This window comes from Pseudomonas saponiphila, assembly GCF_900105185.1.
GTDB classification, from domain to species: Bacteria; Pseudomonadota; Gammaproteobacteria; order Pseudomonadales; family Pseudomonadaceae; genus Aquipseudomonas; species Aquipseudomonas saponiphila.
In genome coordinates, this window is the sequence record NZ_FNTJ01000001.1 from 363,268 (window position 1) to 382,604 (window position 19,337).

Annotated in this window: 15 protein-coding genes and 1 pseudogene; 6 read left to right on the forward strand and 10 right to left on the reverse strand. The window is 57.9% G+C overall.

The window, feature by feature from the left end:
- Positions 1-8 precede the first annotated feature (8 nt).
- The 5 genes from BLV47_RS01705 to istA all read right to left on the reverse strand — a co-directional run bounded on the left by BLV47_RS01705 (position 9) and on the right by istA (position 5,942).
- Complete coding sequence (locus tag BLV47_RS01705; RefSeq protein WP_092309238.1) at positions 9-803, reverse strand: carbon-nitrogen hydrolase family protein; 795 nt, start codon at positions 801-803, stop codon at positions 9-11.
- A 98-nt stretch (positions 804-901) separates the two neighbouring features.
- Positions 902-2,584, reverse strand: a complete 1,683-nt coding sequence (locus BLV47_RS01710; protein ID WP_047306368.1) for a flavin monoamine oxidase family protein — start codon at positions 2,582-2,584, stop codon at positions 902-904.
- Positions 2,585-2,760: 176 nt separating this feature from the next.
- Positions 2,761-3,222 carry an Lrp/AsnC family transcriptional regulator gene (locus BLV47_RS01715; protein WP_011063845.1) on the reverse strand — a complete coding sequence of 154 codons (462 nt, stop codon included), beginning with the start codon at positions 3,220-3,222 and terminating at the stop codon, positions 2,761-2,763.
- A gap of 397 nt (positions 3,223-3,619) precedes the next feature.
- Complete coding sequence (gene istB, locus BLV47_RS01720; RefSeq protein WP_062838242.1) at positions 3,620-4,369, reverse strand: IS21-like element IS1474 family helper ATPase IstB; 750 nt, start codon at positions 4,367-4,369, stop codon at positions 3,620-3,622.
- Positions 4,257-5,942, reverse strand: coding sequence for an IS21 family transposase (gene istA, locus BLV47_RS01725; RefSeq protein ID WP_062838241.1), 1,686 nt, complete (start codon positions 5,940-5,942; stop codon positions 4,257-4,259). Before istA ends, istB begins: the two co-directional genes overlap by 113 nt.
- Positions 5,943-6,167: 225 nt before the next feature.
- On the opposite strand from istA, the pseudogene BLV47_RS01730 reads away from it, so the two are divergent.
- Both BLV47_RS01730 and BLV47_RS01735 read left to right on the forward strand, forming a co-directional pair.
- A pseudogene (locus tag BLV47_RS01730) lies at positions 6,168-8,447 on the forward strand (glucose/quinate/shikimate family membrane-bound PQQ-dependent dehydrogenase); the annotation flags it as partial.
- A 566-nt stretch (positions 8,448-9,013) separates the two neighbouring features.
- Positions 9,014-10,039, forward strand: a complete 1,026-nt coding sequence (locus BLV47_RS01735) for a beta family protein (protein ID WP_092309241.1) — start codon at positions 9,014-9,016, stop codon at positions 10,037-10,039.
- On the opposite strand, the gene BLV47_RS01740 is transcribed toward BLV47_RS01735, so the two are convergent.
- Positions 10,023-10,589 (reverse strand): sce7726 family protein, encoded by a 567-nt coding sequence (locus BLV47_RS01740; RefSeq protein WP_092309244.1) that lies wholly within the window; start codon positions 10,587-10,589, stop codon positions 10,023-10,025. The two genes, BLV47_RS01735 and BLV47_RS01740, sit on opposite strands and share 17 nt — an antisense overlap.
- A gap of 485 nt (positions 10,590-11,074) precedes the next feature.
- Here BLV47_RS01740 and BLV47_RS01745 point away from each other — a divergent pair, with 485 nt between their 5' ends.
- Together BLV47_RS01745 and BLV47_RS01750 are read left to right on the forward strand one after the other, a co-directional pair.
- The gene (locus BLV47_RS01745) at positions 11,075-12,112 is read left to right on the forward strand and encodes an ImmA/IrrE family metallo-endopeptidase (RefSeq protein ID WP_092309247.1); all 1,038 of its coding nucleotides are present in this window, start codon (positions 11,075-11,077) and stop codon (positions 12,110-12,112) included.
- Positions 12,113-12,119: 7 nt separating this feature from the next.
- Positions 12,120-12,746 carry a hypothetical protein gene (locus BLV47_RS01750; protein WP_092309250.1) on the forward strand — a complete coding sequence of 209 codons (627 nt, stop codon included), beginning with the start codon at positions 12,120-12,122 and terminating at the stop codon, positions 12,744-12,746.
- 27 nt (positions 12,747-12,773) lie between these two features.
- Here BLV47_RS01750 and BLV47_RS35225 read toward each other — a convergent pair whose 3' ends face one another.
- A complete protein-coding gene (locus BLV47_RS35225; RefSeq protein ID WP_143038230.1) occupies positions 12,774-13,823 on the reverse strand; it encodes a hypothetical protein in 1,050 nt (349 codons plus the stop codon).
- A 234-nt stretch (positions 13,824-14,057) separates the two neighbouring features.
- On the reverse strand, positions 14,058-15,386 hold the full coding sequence (gene pilV, locus BLV47_RS01760) for a shufflon system plasmid conjugative transfer pilus tip adhesin PilV (protein WP_244168834.1): 1,329 nt from the start codon (positions 15,384-15,386) through the stop codon (positions 14,058-14,060).
- Positions 15,387-15,413: 27 nt separating this feature from the next.
- Here pilV and BLV47_RS35230 point away from each other — a divergent pair, with 27 nt between their 5' ends.
- On the forward strand, positions 15,414-15,749 hold the full coding sequence (locus BLV47_RS35230) for a hypothetical protein (RefSeq protein WP_143038231.1): 336 nt from the start codon (positions 15,414-15,416) through the stop codon (positions 15,747-15,749).
- Here the strand turns inward: BLV47_RS35230 and BLV47_RS01765 are convergent, their stop codons facing one another.
- Both BLV47_RS01765 and BLV47_RS35235 read right to left on the reverse strand, forming a co-directional pair.
- Entirely contained in the window at positions 15,750-17,999 is a 2,250-nt protein-coding gene (locus BLV47_RS01765; RefSeq protein ID WP_092309256.1) for a DotA/TraY family protein, read from the reverse strand. It lies immediately after the preceding gene.
- Positions 18,000-18,291: 292 nt separating this feature from the next.
- Entirely contained in the window at positions 18,292-18,519 is a 228-nt protein-coding gene (locus BLV47_RS35235; RefSeq protein ID WP_143038232.1) for a helix-turn-helix domain-containing protein, read from the reverse strand.
- Positions 18,520-19,090: 571 nt separating this feature from the next.
- On the opposite strand from BLV47_RS35235, the gene BLV47_RS01770 reads away from it, so the two are divergent.
- Positions 19,091-19,336 carry a hypothetical protein gene (locus BLV47_RS01770; RefSeq protein WP_092309259.1) on the forward strand — a complete coding sequence of 82 codons (246 nt, stop codon included), beginning with the start codon at positions 19,091-19,093 and terminating at the stop codon, positions 19,334-19,336.
- Position 19,337 lies beyond the last annotated feature (1 nt).

Genomic DNA, 19,337 nt, shown 5'->3' on the forward strand with positions numbered 1-19,337 from the left:
TGGGCGGATCAGCGCTTGCTCAGGTCGTCGTACAGCTCGGGGCGACGATCGGCAAGGTAGCGATTCAGTGCACGGGATTGGTTCATCAGCGGGCGGTCCAGGGTGCCGATGATCAGGGCCTCGTCCAGCCCGGCCAGGGCGATCCGGCTGCCGTCGGGAGCGGCAATCGAGCTTTGGCCGCAATAGCGGATCTGCTCTTCCCGGCCACAGTAGTTGGCGTAGGCCACGTAGCACTGGTTTTCGAAGGCCCGGGCGCGAATCGTCACATCGGCGACGAAGTCGTAGGGAATCATGTTTGCCGTCGGCACCAGGATCAGCTCGGCACCGGCCAGGGCCAGGCGTCGGGCGTTCTCCGGAAATTCGATGTCGTAGCAGATCAGGAAGCCGAGTTTCCAGCCATTGAGCTCCACCAGGGGGAAGTCATCTGCACCGGCGCTGAACATCGAGTGATCCAGATCACCGAACAGATGAGTCTTGCGGTAGTTGCACAGGCGGCGGCCCTGGGCGTCGATCAACTGCACGGCATTGTAGATCTGGCCGTCGCTGCTGCGCTCCGGGTAGCCGTAGAGAATCGCCGTACCCGCCGCTTGGGCGATGGTGGCGATGCGTTGGGCCGAGGGACCGTCCTGGGCTTCGGCCAGGGCACCGACCGCTTCGGCGCCGATGTTGTAGCCGCTGAGAAACATCTCCGGCAGCACCAGCAAGTCGGCATCCGTGGCCTCCATGGCCACCTTGTGCAGGCGTTGCAGGTTACCGGCCACATCCAGTGGCACGGGCGGGCACTGGTACAAGGCGACATGCATGGTCTTCACTCCTCTGACTGGCTGGCCGGCCACTGTAGCGGCTGGCGCAGGCGGCGATAAGCCCCGTCAGGAGCTTGCCGCGTGCCGTGCCCCGTTACTCAATCGGCCAGGGCAATCGGCCCGATCTCATGGAACACGTCCCCCGGACCCGGGTTCTCGGGATGGGTGGCGCCACCGAAGTGCTTCATGATCCCCCACACGGCGTTGAGCGAGGTCTGTACCGCGCCCTCGACCCAGGCCGGAGTCCACGATACATCGTCGCCGGCGATGAAGATGCCGCGCTGCTCGGCCGGCATGTCGTCCTGCATGAAGTGTGCATACATGCGCTGGTTGTAGCGGTAATGGCCCGGCAGCGCGCCCTTAAAGGCACCGAGGAAGTGCGGATCGGCTTCCCAGGACACGGTGATCGGATCGCCGATGATGCGGCTGGCGATATCCACCTTGGGGTAGATCTTCTTCAACGCGTCCAGGGCCAGCTTCACGCGTTTTTCCACCGGTTGCGGGAGCATCTTCAGGGCGTCGCTCATCCACGAGTACGAAAGGCAGATCACCCCCGGTTTGTCGTCGCCGTTGTCGAACAGGTAGGTGCCACGGGTCAGGCGGTCGGTGAGGGTCATGCTCATCAGGTCGCGGCCGGTTTCCGGGTCCTTGTCCTTCCAGAATGGCCGGTCGACCATGACGAAGGTCTTCGACGACTGCATGTAGCGGGTGCGGTCCAGGGCCATCCACATCTTCTGCGAGAACAGCGATTCCTCGCATTCGATCTGGGTGGTCAGCAACCAGCTCTGGCAAGTGGTCAGCACCGCCGCGTATTCCCGGGTGTCGCCCCAGTTGTCGGTGACGCTGAAGCGGCCGTCGGCGGCCCGGGCAATGCGCTTGACCCCGGTGCGTGGCGCGCCATGGTGCAGCGAGCTGAGGCTGGTGCCGGCCGGCCAGTGGGCGCAACGCTCCGGCACGTGGCGCCAGATGCCCAGGGGCACCTGTTCGACGCCGCCGACCACCAGGTGCTGGTGATCGTCGCAGTTGGTCATCACCACGCGGAAGATTTCCAGCATCGAGTTGGGGAAGTCCGAGTCCCAGCCGCCAGTACCGAAACCCACCTGGCCGAACACCTCGCGATGGTGGAACGACAGTTTGGCAAAGGCCTTGGAGGTGGCGACGAAGTCGTAGAAGGTGCGGTCGTCCCACAGTGGCACCAGGGTGTTCCACAACTCCTTGAGGCGCGGCACGTCGCGATCACGAATGGCTTGCTGGATCTCGCTGAAGCGCGAGCCGTCCTCGAGGGCGTCGGCCCAGGCGTCGGCGACTTCCTGGAACAAGGCCGGCAGGTCGGCGAGTTTCTGTGCGTAGTGGGTCTGGCCTTCAAGATCGATGACCGTGCTGCCCGACGCCGGGGTCAGCGGGTTGGGGAAAGGCTTGGTCTCAAGGCCGAGCTTGTCGACGTAGTGATAGAAGGCCGTGGACGACACCGGAAAGCGCATGCCACCCAGCTCGGCGATGATCCCTTCGGCGCCTTCGAAGGCCTGGGAGCGCAGGCGGCCACCCATTTTCGACGCTTCATAGACCACCGGCTTGAGGCCCAGCTTCATCAGTTCGTAAGCGGCGACCAGGCCGGCGATACCCGCGCCGACGATGGCCACTTCGGTGCCGTGCTGGGCTTCGGGAATGCTGCCGAGGCCGGCTGGATGCTCGATCCAGTCGTCGAAGGCGAAAGGAAAATCCGGGCCGAAGATGGTGATCGGCTTTTTACCGTCTGCAGGATGGCGATTGTTCTTGTTCATGGCTGACCTTGGCGGGCGGCTCAGCAGAGTGCTGAGTATAGGAAAAGATGGCAGCCATTCTAGAGAGGGGGAAACACGTAAATAAGACGCAAACTGTTGTCGTTATGCATTGTTATTTATCAATCTGACGAACATATGATTCAGATTGACGATGAAGCGCTGTCGGCTGCGATGCTTCAGAGCGCATGCCCGCGATCGATCTTGCTGCTGAGGATGATCGAGGTGGTGGTCTTTTCCACGCCGTCGACGCTGCCGATCTGGTCCAGCAATTGGTCCAGCTGTTCCGGCGAGTCGGTGCGCAGCCAGGCCACGTAATCGAACTCACCGCTCACCGCGCACAGTTGCTGGACCTGGGCCATGCCGCTCAGGCGCCGCAGCACTTCCTTGCCGGAGCGCGGCTGGACCTTGATCCCCACATACGCCTGCAAGCCGCCGTCGACCACTCTCTGGCCCAGGCGCACGCCGTAGCCGGTGATGACCCGGGTCTTTTCCAGGCGCGCCAGGCGCGAAGTCACGGTGGTGCGGGCAATACCCAGCTGCCGGGCGAGCATGGCCACGCTTTCGCGGGCATTGATCTGCAGGGCGGCGATCAGCTGGCGATCGACTTCATCAAGAACGGGCGGGCGGCTATCGGACAAGGGGGGCTCCAGCACGGCTATCGAGGGAGCGAGCATGTTACAGCCTCGGGCAAACCCTGGCTGCTGCTGCCGATTGTCTGTTCTGGCCTGGGACTGAGCTTTCGCCATCGGGACTTTTTTTGAAACAAATAGCCTGCGACAAGTTGTCATAAGTAACCAGTTAGTACATTCTCGCGACCTGGTTTACGGATGGCAGAGGTTTGACATGAAAAACACGGGGGCTGCCACCGGCAGCCGATGGCTCCTGGCGGGGCTGGGCATGCTGATTGCCCTGATCGGGCTGGGCCTGGCGGGAGGCGGTGGCTGCGGATTTCGGTGAACGTGACCGAGCGTTTCGCTAATACGTGACCGGTGCTTCCACCCCGGTTGCGCGGGTTCTGGATTGTAATCGCATCGGTCACGATGCGGCTTGTTCCTCGGCTTTTTTTCGGCGCAGCGACTCGCCTTTCATCGTCAGTCGGTAGGCGTTGTGCACCAGGCGGTCGAGGATGGCATCGGCCAGGGTCGGGTCGTTGATCCAGCCGTGCCAGTGCTCGATGGGCAGTTGGCTCGTCAGGATGGTGGAGCGGCTGCCAGCGCGGTCGTCGATCACCTCCAGCAGGTCATGCCGGGCTCCTTCCTCCAGCGGGGCTAGCGCCCAGTCGTCCAGCACCAGGACGTCGACCTTTGCCAGCTGTTGCAGGGTACGGCCGAAGCTGCCGTCGCCATGAGCGATGCGCAGTTGTTCCAGCAGGCGCGGGGTGCGCAGGTACAGGGTGCTATAGCCCTGGCGGCAGGCCTGGTTGCCCAGGGCGCAGGCCAGCCAGGTTTTGCCGGCACCGGTCGGGCCGGTCAGCAGCAGGTTGTGCTGCTGGCGGATCCAGTCGCCACTGGCCAGGGTGGCGATCAGACGCTCGTCCAGGGCGCGTCCGGTGCGGCGGTCGAGATCTTCCAGGCAGGCGTTGGCGTACTTGAGCTTGGCCTTCTTGCGCAGCCGTACCAGGCGCTGGTTGTCACGCCAGGCCAGTTCGCGGTCGAGCAGTAGGCCGAGGCGTTCATCGAAGCTCAGGCTGTGGCTGGCCGGCAGCGTCCATTGCTCTTCCAGGGCGCGGGCCATGCCGTCCAGGCGTAGCTGGTGCAGTTGATTCAGGGTGTGTTGCGGCATCATCGAACAGCTCCTGTTGCGGGGGTTGGTAGTAGTCGGCGCCACGGACGTTCTCGTGGTCGCCGGGTAAGGTCGTTTCGGCGGCACGCTGGGGCAGCGGCTGTTGATCCAGGCCTTGCTGGAGCAGGTTGCGCACGCTGCGCCCGGTGAAGGCGCGCAGGTGTACGGCACGTTCGGCAGCGGCTTCCAGGCGTGCATTGCCATAGCGCCGGGCCAGCGAGAGCAGGCCGAGGCAGGCGCGGTAGCCCATCTCCGGGTGCGGCTTGTGGGTCAGTTGGTGATCGATCAGTTGGCGCGTGTAGGGGCCGATCCGCGCGCCCCAGTCGAGCAGGCGTTGTGGCGTCCATTCGCGATGCGCCTGGTGCGCCGCGGGCATGTGCTCGCGCTGGGTACTGTAAGCGCCGCGTCGCCCCAGCAGCAGGTGGCTGGCCACCCGCCGGTTGCCATGCAGCACTTCCAGGGTGTGTGCCGTCAGTCGCACGTCCACGTTCTGCCGGGCCAGGGCGGAGGGCACGCTGTAGAAGCTGCCATTGACCTCGATGTGGTAGTCGATGCTGACCTTGCAGCGCTTGAAGGTGGCGACCTCGTAGGGATGCACCGGCAGCGCTCGCAAGGCCGGGCGATCCAGGCGCTCGAACCAGTCGCGCCGGCAGCCATCGAGCCGCTTGAACGGGCGCCGATTCAGATCCTCCAGCAGCTCGGCGATGGCCTGGTTAAGCGCATGCAGGCTGAAGAACTGCCGATGGCGCAGCCGCGCCATGATCCAGCGCTCGACCACCTGCACCGCCACCTCGGCCTTGGCCTTGTCCTGAGGCTTGCGTGGCCGTGCCGGCAGGATCACCGTCTGGTAATGACGCGCGCACTCCAGCGTGGCCCGGTTCAGGCCCGGCTCGTAGCGATCCGGCTGGGCGACCAGGGCGCGCGGATTGTCCGGCACAACCATTTCCGGCACGCCGCCAAAGTAGGTCAGAGCCTGGCCCAGCGAGGTCAGCCAGTCCACCTGGGTTTCGCCTGGCGTCGCGCAGGCATAGGTGTAATTCGAGGCGCCCAGGGCGGCGACGAAGATGTGCGCCCGGCGCACTTCGCCGGTGGCCGGGTCGACCACCGGCAGCGTCGGCCCGGCATAGTCGATGAATAGCTTCTCGCCCGCACGGTGCAGCTGACGCATCGAACGTTTGAGCGTCTGGGCGTAGCGCCGGTAGTGCTCGACGAACTGGGTGTAGCGGTAGGTCGGCTGGCCCGCATGCGCGGCGAGATATTCCTCCCACAGCAGCTGCAAGGTCACGCCCTTGCGTCGCAACTCGCGGTGGATGCTCAGCACATCGGGCAGCACTCGCTCACCGCGCGGCTTGTTCGTCGACGTCGGTGCAAACAAGGCGGCCGCCAGCGCGGCCTCGTCCATGGCCACCAGCGCCGGCCAGTCCAGCCCGGCCACCCGCGCCGCCGCGATGTACTTGCTAACCACGCCCTTGGACAGCTGCAAGGCACGGGCAATCTTCTCGTGGGACAAGCCGGCCTCAAACTTGAGGCGCAGACATTCTTTGATGTTTCGCATGGCTACTCGCGGCGCCGCCATCTTCCTCTCCCGAAATCGGTCGAGGATGGCGGCGCATCAGGTCATGCGCAACGAAGGGGAAGGCTTTCGCTAAGTCGTGACCGGCGATTTCGGTAAGCCGTGACCACCTGTTTCGGAACAGGCGGAAAATCGGTCACGTTGCTACCGAAATGAGCGGTCACGCGTTAGCGAAATGACCGGTCACGATCAACCGAAACGGCCGGTCACGGTGCTCCGAAATCCGCAGGTGGCTATCTCCTGAGCCTGGGAGGCAGCGCCTATTTCCTGTTGATGGGCCTGGCGATGCTGGTGTCCGGCGTGTTGATCGCCCGGGGGAATCCTCGTGGTGCCAGGTTGTACGGCGTGGCCCTGGTGCTGACCGCGATCTGGGCGGTCTGGGACGCAGGCCTGGAATACTGGCCGCTGGTTTCGCGGGTGCTGGCCTTTGCCGTGATCGGCCTGGTGGTGGCGCTGGTCTATCCGAGCCTGATGCGTGCCTCCGGTGCCCGCCCCGGCCGTGCGGCCCATGGGCTGGCGGGGCTGCTGGGCGTTGGCGTAGTAGCGACCCTGGCCTACATGTTCGTGCCGACCCACATGGTCAAGGCGGACAAGGTGCCGGCGATCCAGCCAGTGGCACCGGGTACTGAACAGAAAGACTGGGCCCACTGGGGCAACACCACAGCGGGCAACCGCTTTGCCGCCCTGGATCAGATCAACAAGGGCAATATCGGCCAACTGCAAGTGGCCTGGACCTTCCGCACCGGCGACCTGCCCGAAAGCAATGGCGCTGGTGCCGAAGACCAGAACACCCCGCTGCAGATCGGCGATACCGTCTACACCTGCACCGCCTACGGCAAGGTGTTCGCCCTGGACGCCGACACCGGCGCCGAGCGCTGGAAGTTCGACCCGCAAGGCTATGCGCCCAACTGGCAGCGCTGCCGTGGCTTGGGGTATTTCGACGCCTCGGCCGCCGCAGCCACGTCCTCGGCGCCTGCCGCTGCTCCTGCGGCTTGCACCAAGCGCCTGTTCCTGCCGACCGGCGATGCGCGCCTGATTGCGCTCGATGCTGAAACCGGCAAGCCCTGTGCAGACTTCGGCCACCAGGGCACGGTCGATCTGAAAACCGACATGGGCGAGATCAAGCCGGGCTACTACCAGCAGACTTCGACGCCCCTGGTGGCGGGCACGGTCGTGATCGTCGGCGGCCGGGTGGCGGATAACTTCTCCACGGGCGAACCGCCGGGCGTGGTACGTGCCTTCGATGTGCGCAGCGGCGAGCTGATGTGGGCCTGGGACCCGGGCAACCCGGCCACCACCAAGCGTCCGCCGGCGGGTGAAACCTATACCCGTGGCACCCCGAACGTCTGGTCGGCGATGTCCTATGACGCCAAGCTGGGCCTGGTGTACCTGCCCACCGGCAACGCCACGCCGGATTTCTTCGGCGGTCAGCGCAGCGAGTTCGATGACAAGTGGAGCTCCTCGGTCGTCGCCCTTGACGTGAAGACCGGTCAGGTGCGCTGGCACTTCCAGACCACCCACCACGACCTCTGGGATTTCGACCTGCCGGCACAGCCGCTGCTGTATGACATTCCGGACGACAAGGGCGGCGTGCAACCGGCGTTGGCCCAGGTCACCAAGCAGGGCGAGATCTTCCTGCTCAATCGCGAGACCGGCCAGCCGATTGCCCGGGTCGAAGAGCGTCCAGTGCCCCAGGGCAATGTCCCGGGTGAGCGTTATTCGCCGACCCAGCCGTTCTCGGTGGAGATGCCATCGATCGGCAACCAGACGTTGACCGAGTCCGACATGTGGGGCGCGACCCCGTTCGACCAACTGCTGTGCCGCATCCAGTTCAAGGGCATGCGCCATGAGGGCGTGTACACCCCGCCTGGCCTGGATCACGCACTGCAGTTCCCCGGCTCCCTGGGTGGCATGAACTGGGGCAGCGTGTCGGTGGATCCGACCAGCCACTACATGTTCGTCAACGACATGCGCCTGGGCCTGGCCAACTACATGATCCCCCGCGATCAGATTGGCGCTGGTGCCAGCGGCATCGAAATGGGCGTGGTGCCCCAGGACGGCACGCCGTTCGGCGCGATGCGCCAGCGCTTCCTCTCGGCGGTGGGCATTCCCTGCCAGAAGCCGCCGTTCGGCACCATGTCGGCCATCGACCTGAAGACCCGCAAACTGATGTGGCAGGTGCCGGTGGGCACCGTGCAGGACACCGGCCCGCTGGGGATTCGCATGCACCTGCCGATCCCGATTGGCATGCCGACTCTGGGCGCGTCCCTGGCGACCCAATCCGGCCTGCTGTTCTTCGCCGGCACCCAGGACTTCTACCTGCGGGCCTTCGATACCGGCAACGGTAATGAAATCTGGAAAGCGCGCCTGCCAGTGGGTAGCCAGTCGGGCCCGATGACCTATGTCTCGCCCAAGACCGGGCGCCAGTACATCCTGCTTACCGCAGGCGGCGCGCGGCAGTCGCCGGATCGTGGCGACTACGTGATCGCCTACGCGTTGCCCAAGTAGACGCAGGGTTCCGACAGCCTGAAAGAGCCGCGCAATGCGCGGCTTTTTCATGGACGCGTGCCAGGTGTTCCGACTTTGAGGGCTGAAAAAGATTGCGCGAGGCGGGGCCCATTCGGTTGCCAGGCAAAGCCTGCGGGCACAAAAAAGCCGCGACATGGCGCGGCTTTGAAGATGGTGGGCCCACACGGACTTGAACCGTGGACCAAAGGATTATGAGTTCGCCAATGACACCGTTGCGCTAGGTTTCATTGGGGTACACGAGGAAACGGTACAGTACGCGAAAGTACAGGGCAATCAGTACGTTAGCGAACGGTAGGTTACAGATGAGGACCTTCGTACTGTACCGCTAGTGTACCTGGGCGAGTGGCTTGTTTTGTACCGTCGATCCGGCGTCCCTGCCGGCGCTGGTGTCCAGGCCCCGGGCAAAAAGCCGCCCGGGGCCTGGCTCGGCATCCATGCCTCACCAGCTCTTCCACCGTTCCCTCTTCCTGTATTAGACAGAAGTGGTATTGCGAACTGAGTGGTGGCAGAGTGCTATAGTCTAATTTTTGAGCCAAGGAGGGGCCATGGCTAAGTTTCCGCAGCATCCGCGTTACGTTCCCATCATCAAGTGGCAGTCGTGGGAGCAGCGTGCTCTCGAAAAGGTCGAAGCAGCACACGTACACCGCATGCAGCCATGCATTGAGGTGCGTACTTCCAAGCAGCATCTGAACCTTCTTGGAAAGCTCCAGGCCGTATGGCCTCATGACGTCTTGGTAGATTATGCAAATCCTAGCGGGCAATTGACCCATGTCCGCCAGAATGAGCTTTTAGATTTTATGCAGCATGCGGTTCAGCAAAAAATTCCAGCCTCGCCGGTCTTAGGACCTGCGTATGTTGCGAGCATGGGCGCCAAATTTATGAAATTGGCTACCTCACTTCCTTCAGTAGTCATCCGGCTGCGTTTGGGTGCCCTTGCCGTTCCCAACGATAAGCTGCAATTGGTGCAAGGGGCTTACACCTATCTGAAGTCTGCAGGGATCGACTCGGCATTGATTGTCGACCTAGGGGTCAGTCCGAAGGAGTGGTTGCCAGTCCAGATCGCCAGTTTCAGTCAAGATCTACGGTCGCTTAGCGCCATTGGTTATAAGTCGGTGCATGTCGTTTCGGGCGCATACCCTGCTAGTTTGGCATCTGTCAAAACCGGTTCGGCTACATTCAAGCGTTCGGATTGGGCGTTTTGGAGCGACGTAAACGCTAGTGTGCCGGACTTGAAAGTCGGGTTTGGCGACTATGGAACCCTTTCTCCAGGCTGGACGGAGGACATCCTTGAGCTTCGTAGCAATCGTATCGCGATCCGCTACACCCGAGGCGACGATTGGTTGATCCTACGAGCGGATGGAAAAACCACCAATGACTCCATTGCGATTTCCGAAATCTTGGTGAGCACCTATCCACAGGATTTCAAAGGTGCTGGATATTCATTCGGGGACGAGATCTTGGCTGAGCGAGCTGATCCCAATTTTCCAGTGAAGAAGAAGCGTTGTGGGCACTATCACATCACCGAAGGGTGGAGTCACCACATCGCATACGTGCTCAAGGAGCAGTACTGATAGCGCTTCTGGCTCGCTCTATCAGCCGTAGACGGACTTTCGCTTTAAGGTCCTCCAAAGGAAGCATCTCAGCGACCTTGGCTTGAATAACGTAGAGGCTCTTGCTCTTGAAGCCGCGGGTGACCCCAAGCTCATCGAGTATCTGCAGGGCCTCTTCACGCTTCAGTAGGGTGACCAACACATCGGGTTCATGTCTTTTGTTAGGTTTGGCCTTTCGTACCTGCTTGAAGGTTTTGCCGGCCTTGTCTGGCACGACCATAACACCCCACCAAGGAGGCAGCATTGGCATTGCTTTCTTGAGGTGGCATTCCGCAGTGACAAGCGTTACCTGGTCGAATGCGCGAGCATAGCGTGAGCCCTGGCCAACAAGGCGTGTTAGAGAGTCCGCTGCACTTTTGATCTCATAGCAGTGCATGTCTAAAACCTGCACCAGATCCGCACGGATTTCTCCGCCATTCAGCTCAACCTCCTCTAGGAAGTGAGACGAAACGTTAGGCATACCAGCTGCTAGGTGATGTGTTAAGGCAATTTTGATATCAGTTTCGCGCATGGAGAAATCTCAAATAGGCGCCAATGATGCCGCAAATGGAGATTTTTTGCGTGACTTTCCGACCTGACGGATAAGCTTAGCTGGTAGAGAGTTCTATGCAAATATGCTAATATATTTGCATGAATCAGCCAAAGCCTTTGTCTCAAATTGTTGCCGAGCTATTGGAGCATTTTGCTGCAAGGGGATTGCTCACTAGCTCAGCCATTGCAAGGGATACAGGGGTAAATCAGTCACAGATCTACCGAAACCTTTTCGCAGCTCCCAGGCGGTTCACTAAGACTCACCTCAGGTTATGCGAATATGCAAATATTGATGTGGCCCGTGATGTGTCTGACCCCCGTTCCAGCGAGATTTTGATGAATGCTCTCGCCTCCGTTTGGGACGGATCTGAGGAGCACGCTCGTCGGCTAGCTGAGCTGCTTTTTGCGCACAGTCGAGCGGGCATGAGAACATGAGAACTGGAAGAGCGTTAGAGGAGGTTGCATATGCATGACGCAAAGACTCCTATAACCGTTAAATCTGCTTTCGAGAGCCTTCAGGCTGCAGGTTATCCGCGTACGTATGTCACGAAGCTCCTTCCTGACTGGTGGGACAACAGCTTGTTGAAAACCAGTGCGGGGGCGTTCCAATTTGCTCTGATCCTTAAGCAGCGGTTGGGCCTAGACGTGAGCTTTGGGCAAGACGGTGATCTGGCGATCGAGCCGCGTGCCGCGCGTGCCAATTTCAAACACAGGGCAGATACTCGTGTCGACGAGCTCAATGTCGCTGCAGGCCTCGGCATCGCTTTGGCTCGTCTGGCTGTCTTTGCTAGTCGAGCGCCCTATCATGAGTTACCTGCTAATCCCCTTGAAATTTATGAGCTAGTGCGCCACTCCACTGGTCGGGCATGCGTTGATTTTCAGGGGTTATTGGATCTCTGTTGGATGAATGGAATTCCGGTTCTATTTCTCAAAGAGATGCCCAGGAACACAAAACGCATGACCGGTATGGCCGTCATTGTCGATGGCCGGCCAGCAATCCTTCTGGGGTTCAACCACACACATCAATCTAAGCAATTGTTCGTTTTGGCCCATGAGCTTGCCCACATATTGTGTGGGCACGTCCAGGACAACGGTGCTTTGATTGATGAAGACATCGCTGATGTGATTGAAGGGCTTGAAGGCCGTGTGCAGGTCCGAAGGGATGAGCAGGAACGGGAAGCAGATACTTTCGCCCTCAGCCTCATACGGCGCGGGCAAATGGACATTGTTCGACGGATACCTCGCCAGACATCGGCTACCACTTTGGCTGCTGCCGCGCTTAGGGCTAGTCGGGAGAATGCTGTAGATCAGGGGCACCTTATCCTGTCTTATGCCAAAGAGCATGATGACTGGATTTGGGCTAATCAGGCATTGAGGTTCGTTCCGCAAGAGGTCGGAGCGATCGAGTTACTGCGGGATCGATTCTTAAGGAATACTGATCTGTCAGCGATCTCCGAAGAGAGTGCCGAGCATCTTCTTTCCATGCAAGGATTTGCGAGGTAGCTCAGTCTTGTATTTGCTCGATAGCGATGTCGCAAAAAAAATATGCCAATACAACCTTCTCCATGAGTTGGCCGGCGCGTTGGGCTGTAGTTTGGGTGATTTTGCGGTGCTCCCGCAGCTGAAGTTTCAGCTGAAGCTGACCAAGGACGATAAGGCTCTCGCCAAACTCGGTTCTTTTGAGGCGGTTGACCTTGCGCGACAGCTCGTGGCGTCAGCCTCTGAAGTAGAGGTTGTGGCTGAATCTGCGAACCCGCTGCTCCAGCTCAATCGACCTGATATTGATAGCGGTGAGGCAACTCTATTCGCTGCACTCTATGGTCACGAGGATACAGAGCTCCTGAGTGGCGACAAGCGGGCTTACGTGGCGCTTTCCAAGGTTGAGGGCATGCCAGTGATCGATGCTCTATGGGCTCGACTGATCTGTCTAGAAGAAGCCCTATATCTGATCCTGGGAAGCTCGGAGTTCCAATTGGTCTCGGCAAAGGTTCGTGCTCGACCGGACGTCGATACTTCTGTGAGCATCGCTTTCGGTCGAACGGCGGAAAACCCCTTAGAGTCTGTAGTCGAGGCGCTTCTCAGTTATATGCGCTCCCTTGAGGCGGATACCAGTGGGAAGTATTTGCTTCCTTGCTGACTGCCTCGAGGCATAAGCATCTATGTTCTACCAAGCGTTATGATTGTGCGTGTGTATTCGCCCCGGAGTGGGGCTTCGTGTTTGTAGGACTGTGCGTGCAGCCTTTATGTTGGAGGGACATAACCCGCCGCTCCCTTGCCCGATTTGGAGCTGACCATAGTTGCTGGACGTTTTGTTTACGCAGTGGCCTAGTGCGGCGGAGATCTCTTCCTCATGCAGCCCGGCCCGCTTCCAGTCGCTAGCAGCAGTATTTCGGAGGTGGTACGGGCATACCCTGAATCTCAATTTTGACCAAAGCTTTTGCCCGGCCGACGACAGCGCTGCACGCCAGTTGGTAGTTTTCTCGACGTATACAACTGTCTCGGTCCTTTCTGTGCCCGACACCACGTTTTTGCAGGTATCAAATAGAGCCCTAACTAGTGGGTTTTGATCGGCTCGATAGGTGATCTCGCGCCAGGGCTGACCTTTCTGATCCGTGACCTTGACTCCGTTGTCGATGCGGATAGTCAACAGATCGTTCTCTTTGGAGCAAATCACTTTGACTCCTTTCTCAAGTTCACCTGGCCGGCATCCGGACACTGCTTGTACCAGGTACGCGAGTTCATACTTGCTACCTTCAAGTTGAATGTGTAGTTGATCCCGCCAATTACTAGGTAAGTATTTGAGATCGGATCGTTTTGATTTTCGTCTTACTGTATTTTCCAGAGGGCACAGTCCTTTGTGTCCATCTATAATATTGAGAATCCCAACTACCTCTTCTAACACCGCTGCGTGGTGCCTGACTGCGTTCATATCACCTGTACGCTGGGCGGCGTCTTGTCCTCGCAACGTCTCCTGAAGCTGAGTGCGACAACAGTGAATTGTTGCAGCCACTCGTCTCCGATATGTGGACTTACTTTGAGTCGCACAGATCGCTGACCATAATTTTTCTGGATTAACCCCTTCCTTGCCAACCATGCGGTTGTATTCGCACACGTAACCATGATCGGTTGACTGAGTTAGTTTTTTGGGTGGCAGCTCCTTTACGCGTTGGCGGGCTGTTTTTACGATCTCGAAAATCTCTTCCTGGGTCTTCATAGCGCTTTTCCAGTGACCTAAGTCGTTTGAGCTGGCTGGCTGAAAGGGCACCTTTCGCTACGCGAATCGCCGTTCCGGCGACCGGTGCCCACATTCACGCAGCTGCGTGAATGTGTTTTATCTTTAGGTCACTAACGACCTATATTTTTTAGGTCACATGTGGCTCTTTGATTTTTAGGTCACATGCGCCGTTATTGGGCTGCTGATGCTGCTGGGGCTGTGCCGCACAGTTAACTAGTTACACGCGATTACGAAACTGCAGACGCCACCAGGAATAAAAGCGCCTTTGTCATAAAAGCCGCAGGTTACGACTCTATTAGAGTCAGCGTACGCATAGTTTCCACCTGCATAGTCAGGGCGAGGAGCGGGATGTGGGTTGGCAGCATCTGCAGCTGACCATGTACAACTCGCTGGCATACTTCCGTTAGGAAGGGGGATTTGTTGTCCATGAGTTATAAAACCAGTCAGAACTTTACCTCCTCCACTAGAACGCCATACGCCGTATTGGCAGGACAATGAAGCGCCTACAGAACTACGCCCAAGAAGTCCGTTTGGTGAGCATCCGGTCCCTTCAACTGCTACCCCGTCTAGCAGCAAGAATTCTCCAACTTCAGTTCGTCCTTCGGACGTTAGTTTCCCTCCGCGGATCTCTCCACCGGTATAGATACCCTTGTCCGCATAAGAACGAATCCAAGTTGGGTCGCTCATATACCATCCGCCGACCCATTTCTCGTTGTACCAGCCACTATCGCCACGAGTGCGGAACCACCCTCCGGTATAGGTTTCGCCGGTGATGTCAGCAGTTTGCCCCTTGATCGTTCCATCGACGGTCGCGTTCCCGGTGATGTTTGCTGCAGCGCCATTCACCGTGCCGGTGTTGTTGAGGTTGTTGCCTCCCATGTCGATCGAAGTGTTCATGCGGTTCACCTCGGGGTGGCCCGCGACCGAGTTTCGATACAGGTAGTCGTTGGTAAGGGCACCGTCGTCGAAAAACAGAGCGGTCGCCAAGTGACCCGCCCCTGGAGAAACGCCATAGGACGCCAGCGGCACGCCCCATCCTCCAAACGAACCCTCCACCTGAGAGGTGTCGACGTTCGAGACGTAGCCGCCGCGAGCGCCCACCTGCTTTGCTATCCGGCGAATGATGATCTCTGAAATGGTTTCACCTCCGGTGGTGATAATCAGCGTCTGCAGCTTGTTCTGCGTCGGCTCGAGCGCTAGTACCGAGTAGGCCTGGCCGAAGCTGTTAAAGTCAGCGACGCTCGCCTGCAGGTACCCGGTGTTTTTCAACATCGTGGTAGTAATCCTCGCCGGTGTAGTTGGCCCTGCAGCTGAAACCACTGCTGCGTAGTTGTCCTTGATATAGGCTGTTGCCGCGTCGGAAATAATTTTCTGGTGATCGGCTGCTGACTGTGCCGCCATATTGTCTGCATGATCGAACATTGCCTGCGCTCCAAAACCCAGCGCTGATATTACTAATATTAGTACTACAATCATTTCGATTGCGGCATAGCCTGACTGATTTATGGTTTTTGGATTTATTCGGTGGTTTAATGTCTTCATATGGTTACCGTTCGGTGGAGAGTTTAAATGAGCAACTCTGATTACCAAGTTGGCCTATCCGCAGGCTATGCTCGTTCCCGCACAACCCAAGCATCGTATGAGGCAGTAATTGATGAGTGGAAGTCGCACTCTGATAGTTTGAAAGCCAAAATAAGCTCCCTTTATGAGCGAATTGAGATTATGCAAGGGCATTTTGAGGCTAATGACTATGTTCTTCTTTTATTGCTTGAAGAGTTGAAAAAAGCTGCTCCAAGCTCGCCGTTGCTTGCAAAAGAAAACAGAGATTCTCTTCGTCAAAGAGCCTTTGACAGATACCTGTCAGAGCGGGGCTATGAAAGTACCGGATCGCGTCCTCGCAGGTAATTAACCTCCGGGGGGAGGTCCCCCCAGGAGTGTTTTGTTATCTGGGCCGCTGCAATTATCAGCGCTGCCAGGTCTCTTACTTTCCTTAACCCCACCGCCAAGTCCACCTGCAACTCCATGCTTGCTTTCCCTTACCGCTGCCACAAACACATCCTGACTACTATCACCGGTGCGCTCGGCGTCAGCGATACCACCAGTAGATCCATTACCGATCCAGCGCAAAATATTATCGGGGACCCAATGGATCAGGCTGAAAACGATGTGCACGACGGTAGTCATCATCACTACATAGATTGCGACGTAGGCAATGAACGACACGATGCCGGTCGTGCTGTCCACCTGGATCCCGGAGACGACTGACATAAATGCCGCGTTGATGTAGCCAACGATTGGTTGGGTCAGCAGCATGCCGCCGAGAAGGCCGAACAGCATTAGTGCCGGTCGCATCACCAGCGATAGGATCATCATGTAGCCTTGTCCAGCTCGGCCGACGACATCGTCTCCGTCCGGGTGGATGTGGGCCACAGCAAACAGGGGGGCCGCGATGACCGATTCCAGAACAAGAACGAACCAGTTCACGATCGAGGTCGTCCAGGTAATGAACGGGATCATCGGCACATAAGTGCTTAGCGTTACGCCGAAGGCGAACAACAAAATTAAAAGTGTGGTGATAAGGGTTGAGAGAAACTGGAAGACTGCGCCTGCGTCGAATCCGACTTTAACTGTGGCTTGAGCCGCCCAGGAGTTTGTAACACCAGTGGCGGAAGCCATGGCTGCGAGCATCACCTCGCCGGTAGTCACGATGACGTCGCCGAAGCTTTTCATTTGGCTCATGTGGTTGAGGTTGGAGCCAGCAATGCTCTGCGTCATCTGATTTATCGCACCCATGAACGGGGCGGAGATCATCTTCTTGACGTATTCCCATGCCCCTTCTCCATCGCGGGGCTCACGCACGTTGGTCTCGGCATAGTAGGTGTCGCGGACCGAGTCGACGTGGTGCTTGGCATACTCGTCGGCGGTGAGCATCACGTCGTGGTAGGTCTGGAGCGTCTCCTTGGTCTCCTTGTCGACGATCGCAATGGGATCGGCTGCCGGCAGGCCGTTCAGCGTCGATTGCATCACATCGTTCATTTTGACGATGTGGTTGTACCAGGTGCCGGCGAACAGCCAGCCGCCTTCCTTGGCGGCTTTGAGGAAGTCCGCTGCAGCGCGATCACTGGTTTGCATCACGGCAGCCTTGGCGGCGGTGCGAAGTGAGTTTTCGTAGGTGTTCGCCGCGGCGTCTATCACGCCCGGGGCCGGTTTTTGCCCGGTGACGATCTGCTGCGCCGTCGGCCGGATATCCTGGATCATCTGCAGGATGGCTTTGGCATGCGCAGCGAGAATCGGCTCTTTGATGACCTTGGTGTTGCTGTTGCCTTCCGAGGCCTCCCAGGATTGCTTCCAGGTAAGGGCGCCGCACACATCTGGGTTGATGTAGGAGTTGTCGTTGGCTTTCCACTTGTAGTCGGTGACGTTAAAGCTCGCCTTCTTGTACTTCTGCACCATGTTGATGCCGCCGTAGACTGGTATGGCATCGGTGATGTCGACGTCGATCTCCCCGATATTGACGACCTTGCGAGTGGATGCGACAGCCTGGATGCGAGTTGACCGGCCAGAGGCCTCGAACTGCTTGTTCATCGCCGCGGTGCAGACTTCGAATTTCAGGATGTTGGCCGCGAGCGGTCGGGAGTCAGGAATCAGCGGCCGCGACAGCATCCCGTCCTTGCCGATTTGGTCGACGGCTTGGCTCCAGATTGCATCCCCAACCCCGACGCCTTGAATCGCAAGCCACAGCACCATGATCTGAATAAGCGAATAGCCATGCCCAAGCGGTAGCAACAGGGCGCCGCCTGCAGCAGTACGCAATGGAGTCCAGATGTCGCTCATCTTCCGTCCGAGGACCTCGCCATCCTGAGCGGAATCGACGGTGCCTTTGATCGTGGTGTAGGCGATAAAGAGCATGCCCAAGAACATCACAGCGCCACCGAACACGGACATCATGCTGCCCAGCACGTCCTCGGTCTCGCCGCCCTCTACGTTCCCGCCAGAGTGGATGGTCCCCACGATCGAGCCGAACACTTCTTCGAGGAAGTCAACGGAAGTGTCGCCCGGCGGCGGGGTGAATTGGTTCAGTCCGCCTGAGGATTCAGCGTGGGCTGCTCCCCCGAAGAGTGCTGCCAGAAGTAGGTAAAGCAGCAATTTTCTCATCTGGCCGTTCCCCGCTGTGCCGGCGGTAAAACTAGAGGCGTGGCACTAGCGTCAAACACATACAGCAAGGCATACGGGATGCCGGCGAGCGCATAAAACTGACTCCCGCCGGACAAATACTGTTGCACAGCAAAAAGGACCAGCACGGCAGTTGTTGGAAACAACCACCAGCCTGGTAGCCCACCCCAGGCGCGATGTTGCCCCAAGGGAACTGCTAGGTTGGTGAGGAGTAGAAGAAGATAGAACACTCTGTGCGTTAGACGGCTAAAGCGCGGTGACCCCAGCCAGTTTGTTAGGCCCTGCATGCGAGGATCTCCGCAACTTCTGGCGTTCTGTAATAAACACGGCGACCAACTTTTACAGAGGTGCCATTGAGGCTTTTGCAAAAGTTATCATTCTTGTAACGAGTTAGGTGAGCGCGGAGTGCTTCTGGTGATCTACCAAGTAGCTTGGCAAGTTGAGTGGGAGACATTAGAAGACCAAACTCTGCAACCATGGCTTCTTCAAATTTGTTTTTCACCGGAGTTCTCCACAGCTGAATGGCAAGTGCTGTGGTTATTTAAAATTCCTGCGCTGGGCTTGGTCAACTAGCGTGGAGTGATCTCTTGTGCTGCCTTTTTATTATTGTGGCGTATTGTTGCGTATTAGTTGATATTATTTGTTATTGTTTTGTGCTTTTAATTCTGTAGTTTTAATGATGTGTTGGTTTTATATGAAAAAAAGATCTAATAATGGTTTCCCCATAAATATTCACCTTTACCCCATAAACTTTCACTTTTAACCCCATAGGCTTTCACCTTTGCTCCCCATAAATGTTCACCCATTAAAGTTGACTCCCCATATCTCTTCACCTTTCGCCCCATATATTTTCACCTTAGACCCCATAAGTTTTCACCTTTCATTTGTAAAATCTTTTGAATTCAATGATTTGTAAAAAATAATGGCTTCTTCTGTTTGTATGTCTTAAAGAAAAAACAAACAGACAGACACGAAGGCTGGACTAAAATTAGCGTGCAGAGATAAAGTGACGACGCTGAATGGGGTTGCAGCCCTATCCAGCGTCTGACCAAAAAGATCGACAGGAGATCCTAATGGCTTCCAATATCCTACCACTTCAGCTTTTTCCCCAAAACCTCACGCATGATTTACTAACAGAAGTTGCGCCAGAGCTTGATACTCTCAAGGGTGAGGTGCTATTAGAAAAATTCTCCGGTATGTTGCAGCCAGCGTTAGATGCCGTTGTAACTGCGTACCAATTGGCTTCTGCGAATAAAATAACGGAGCAGGCATTCGAATTGTTTCTGCAAAACCTCGTGTTAGCTGCTAACGAAGGGTGAG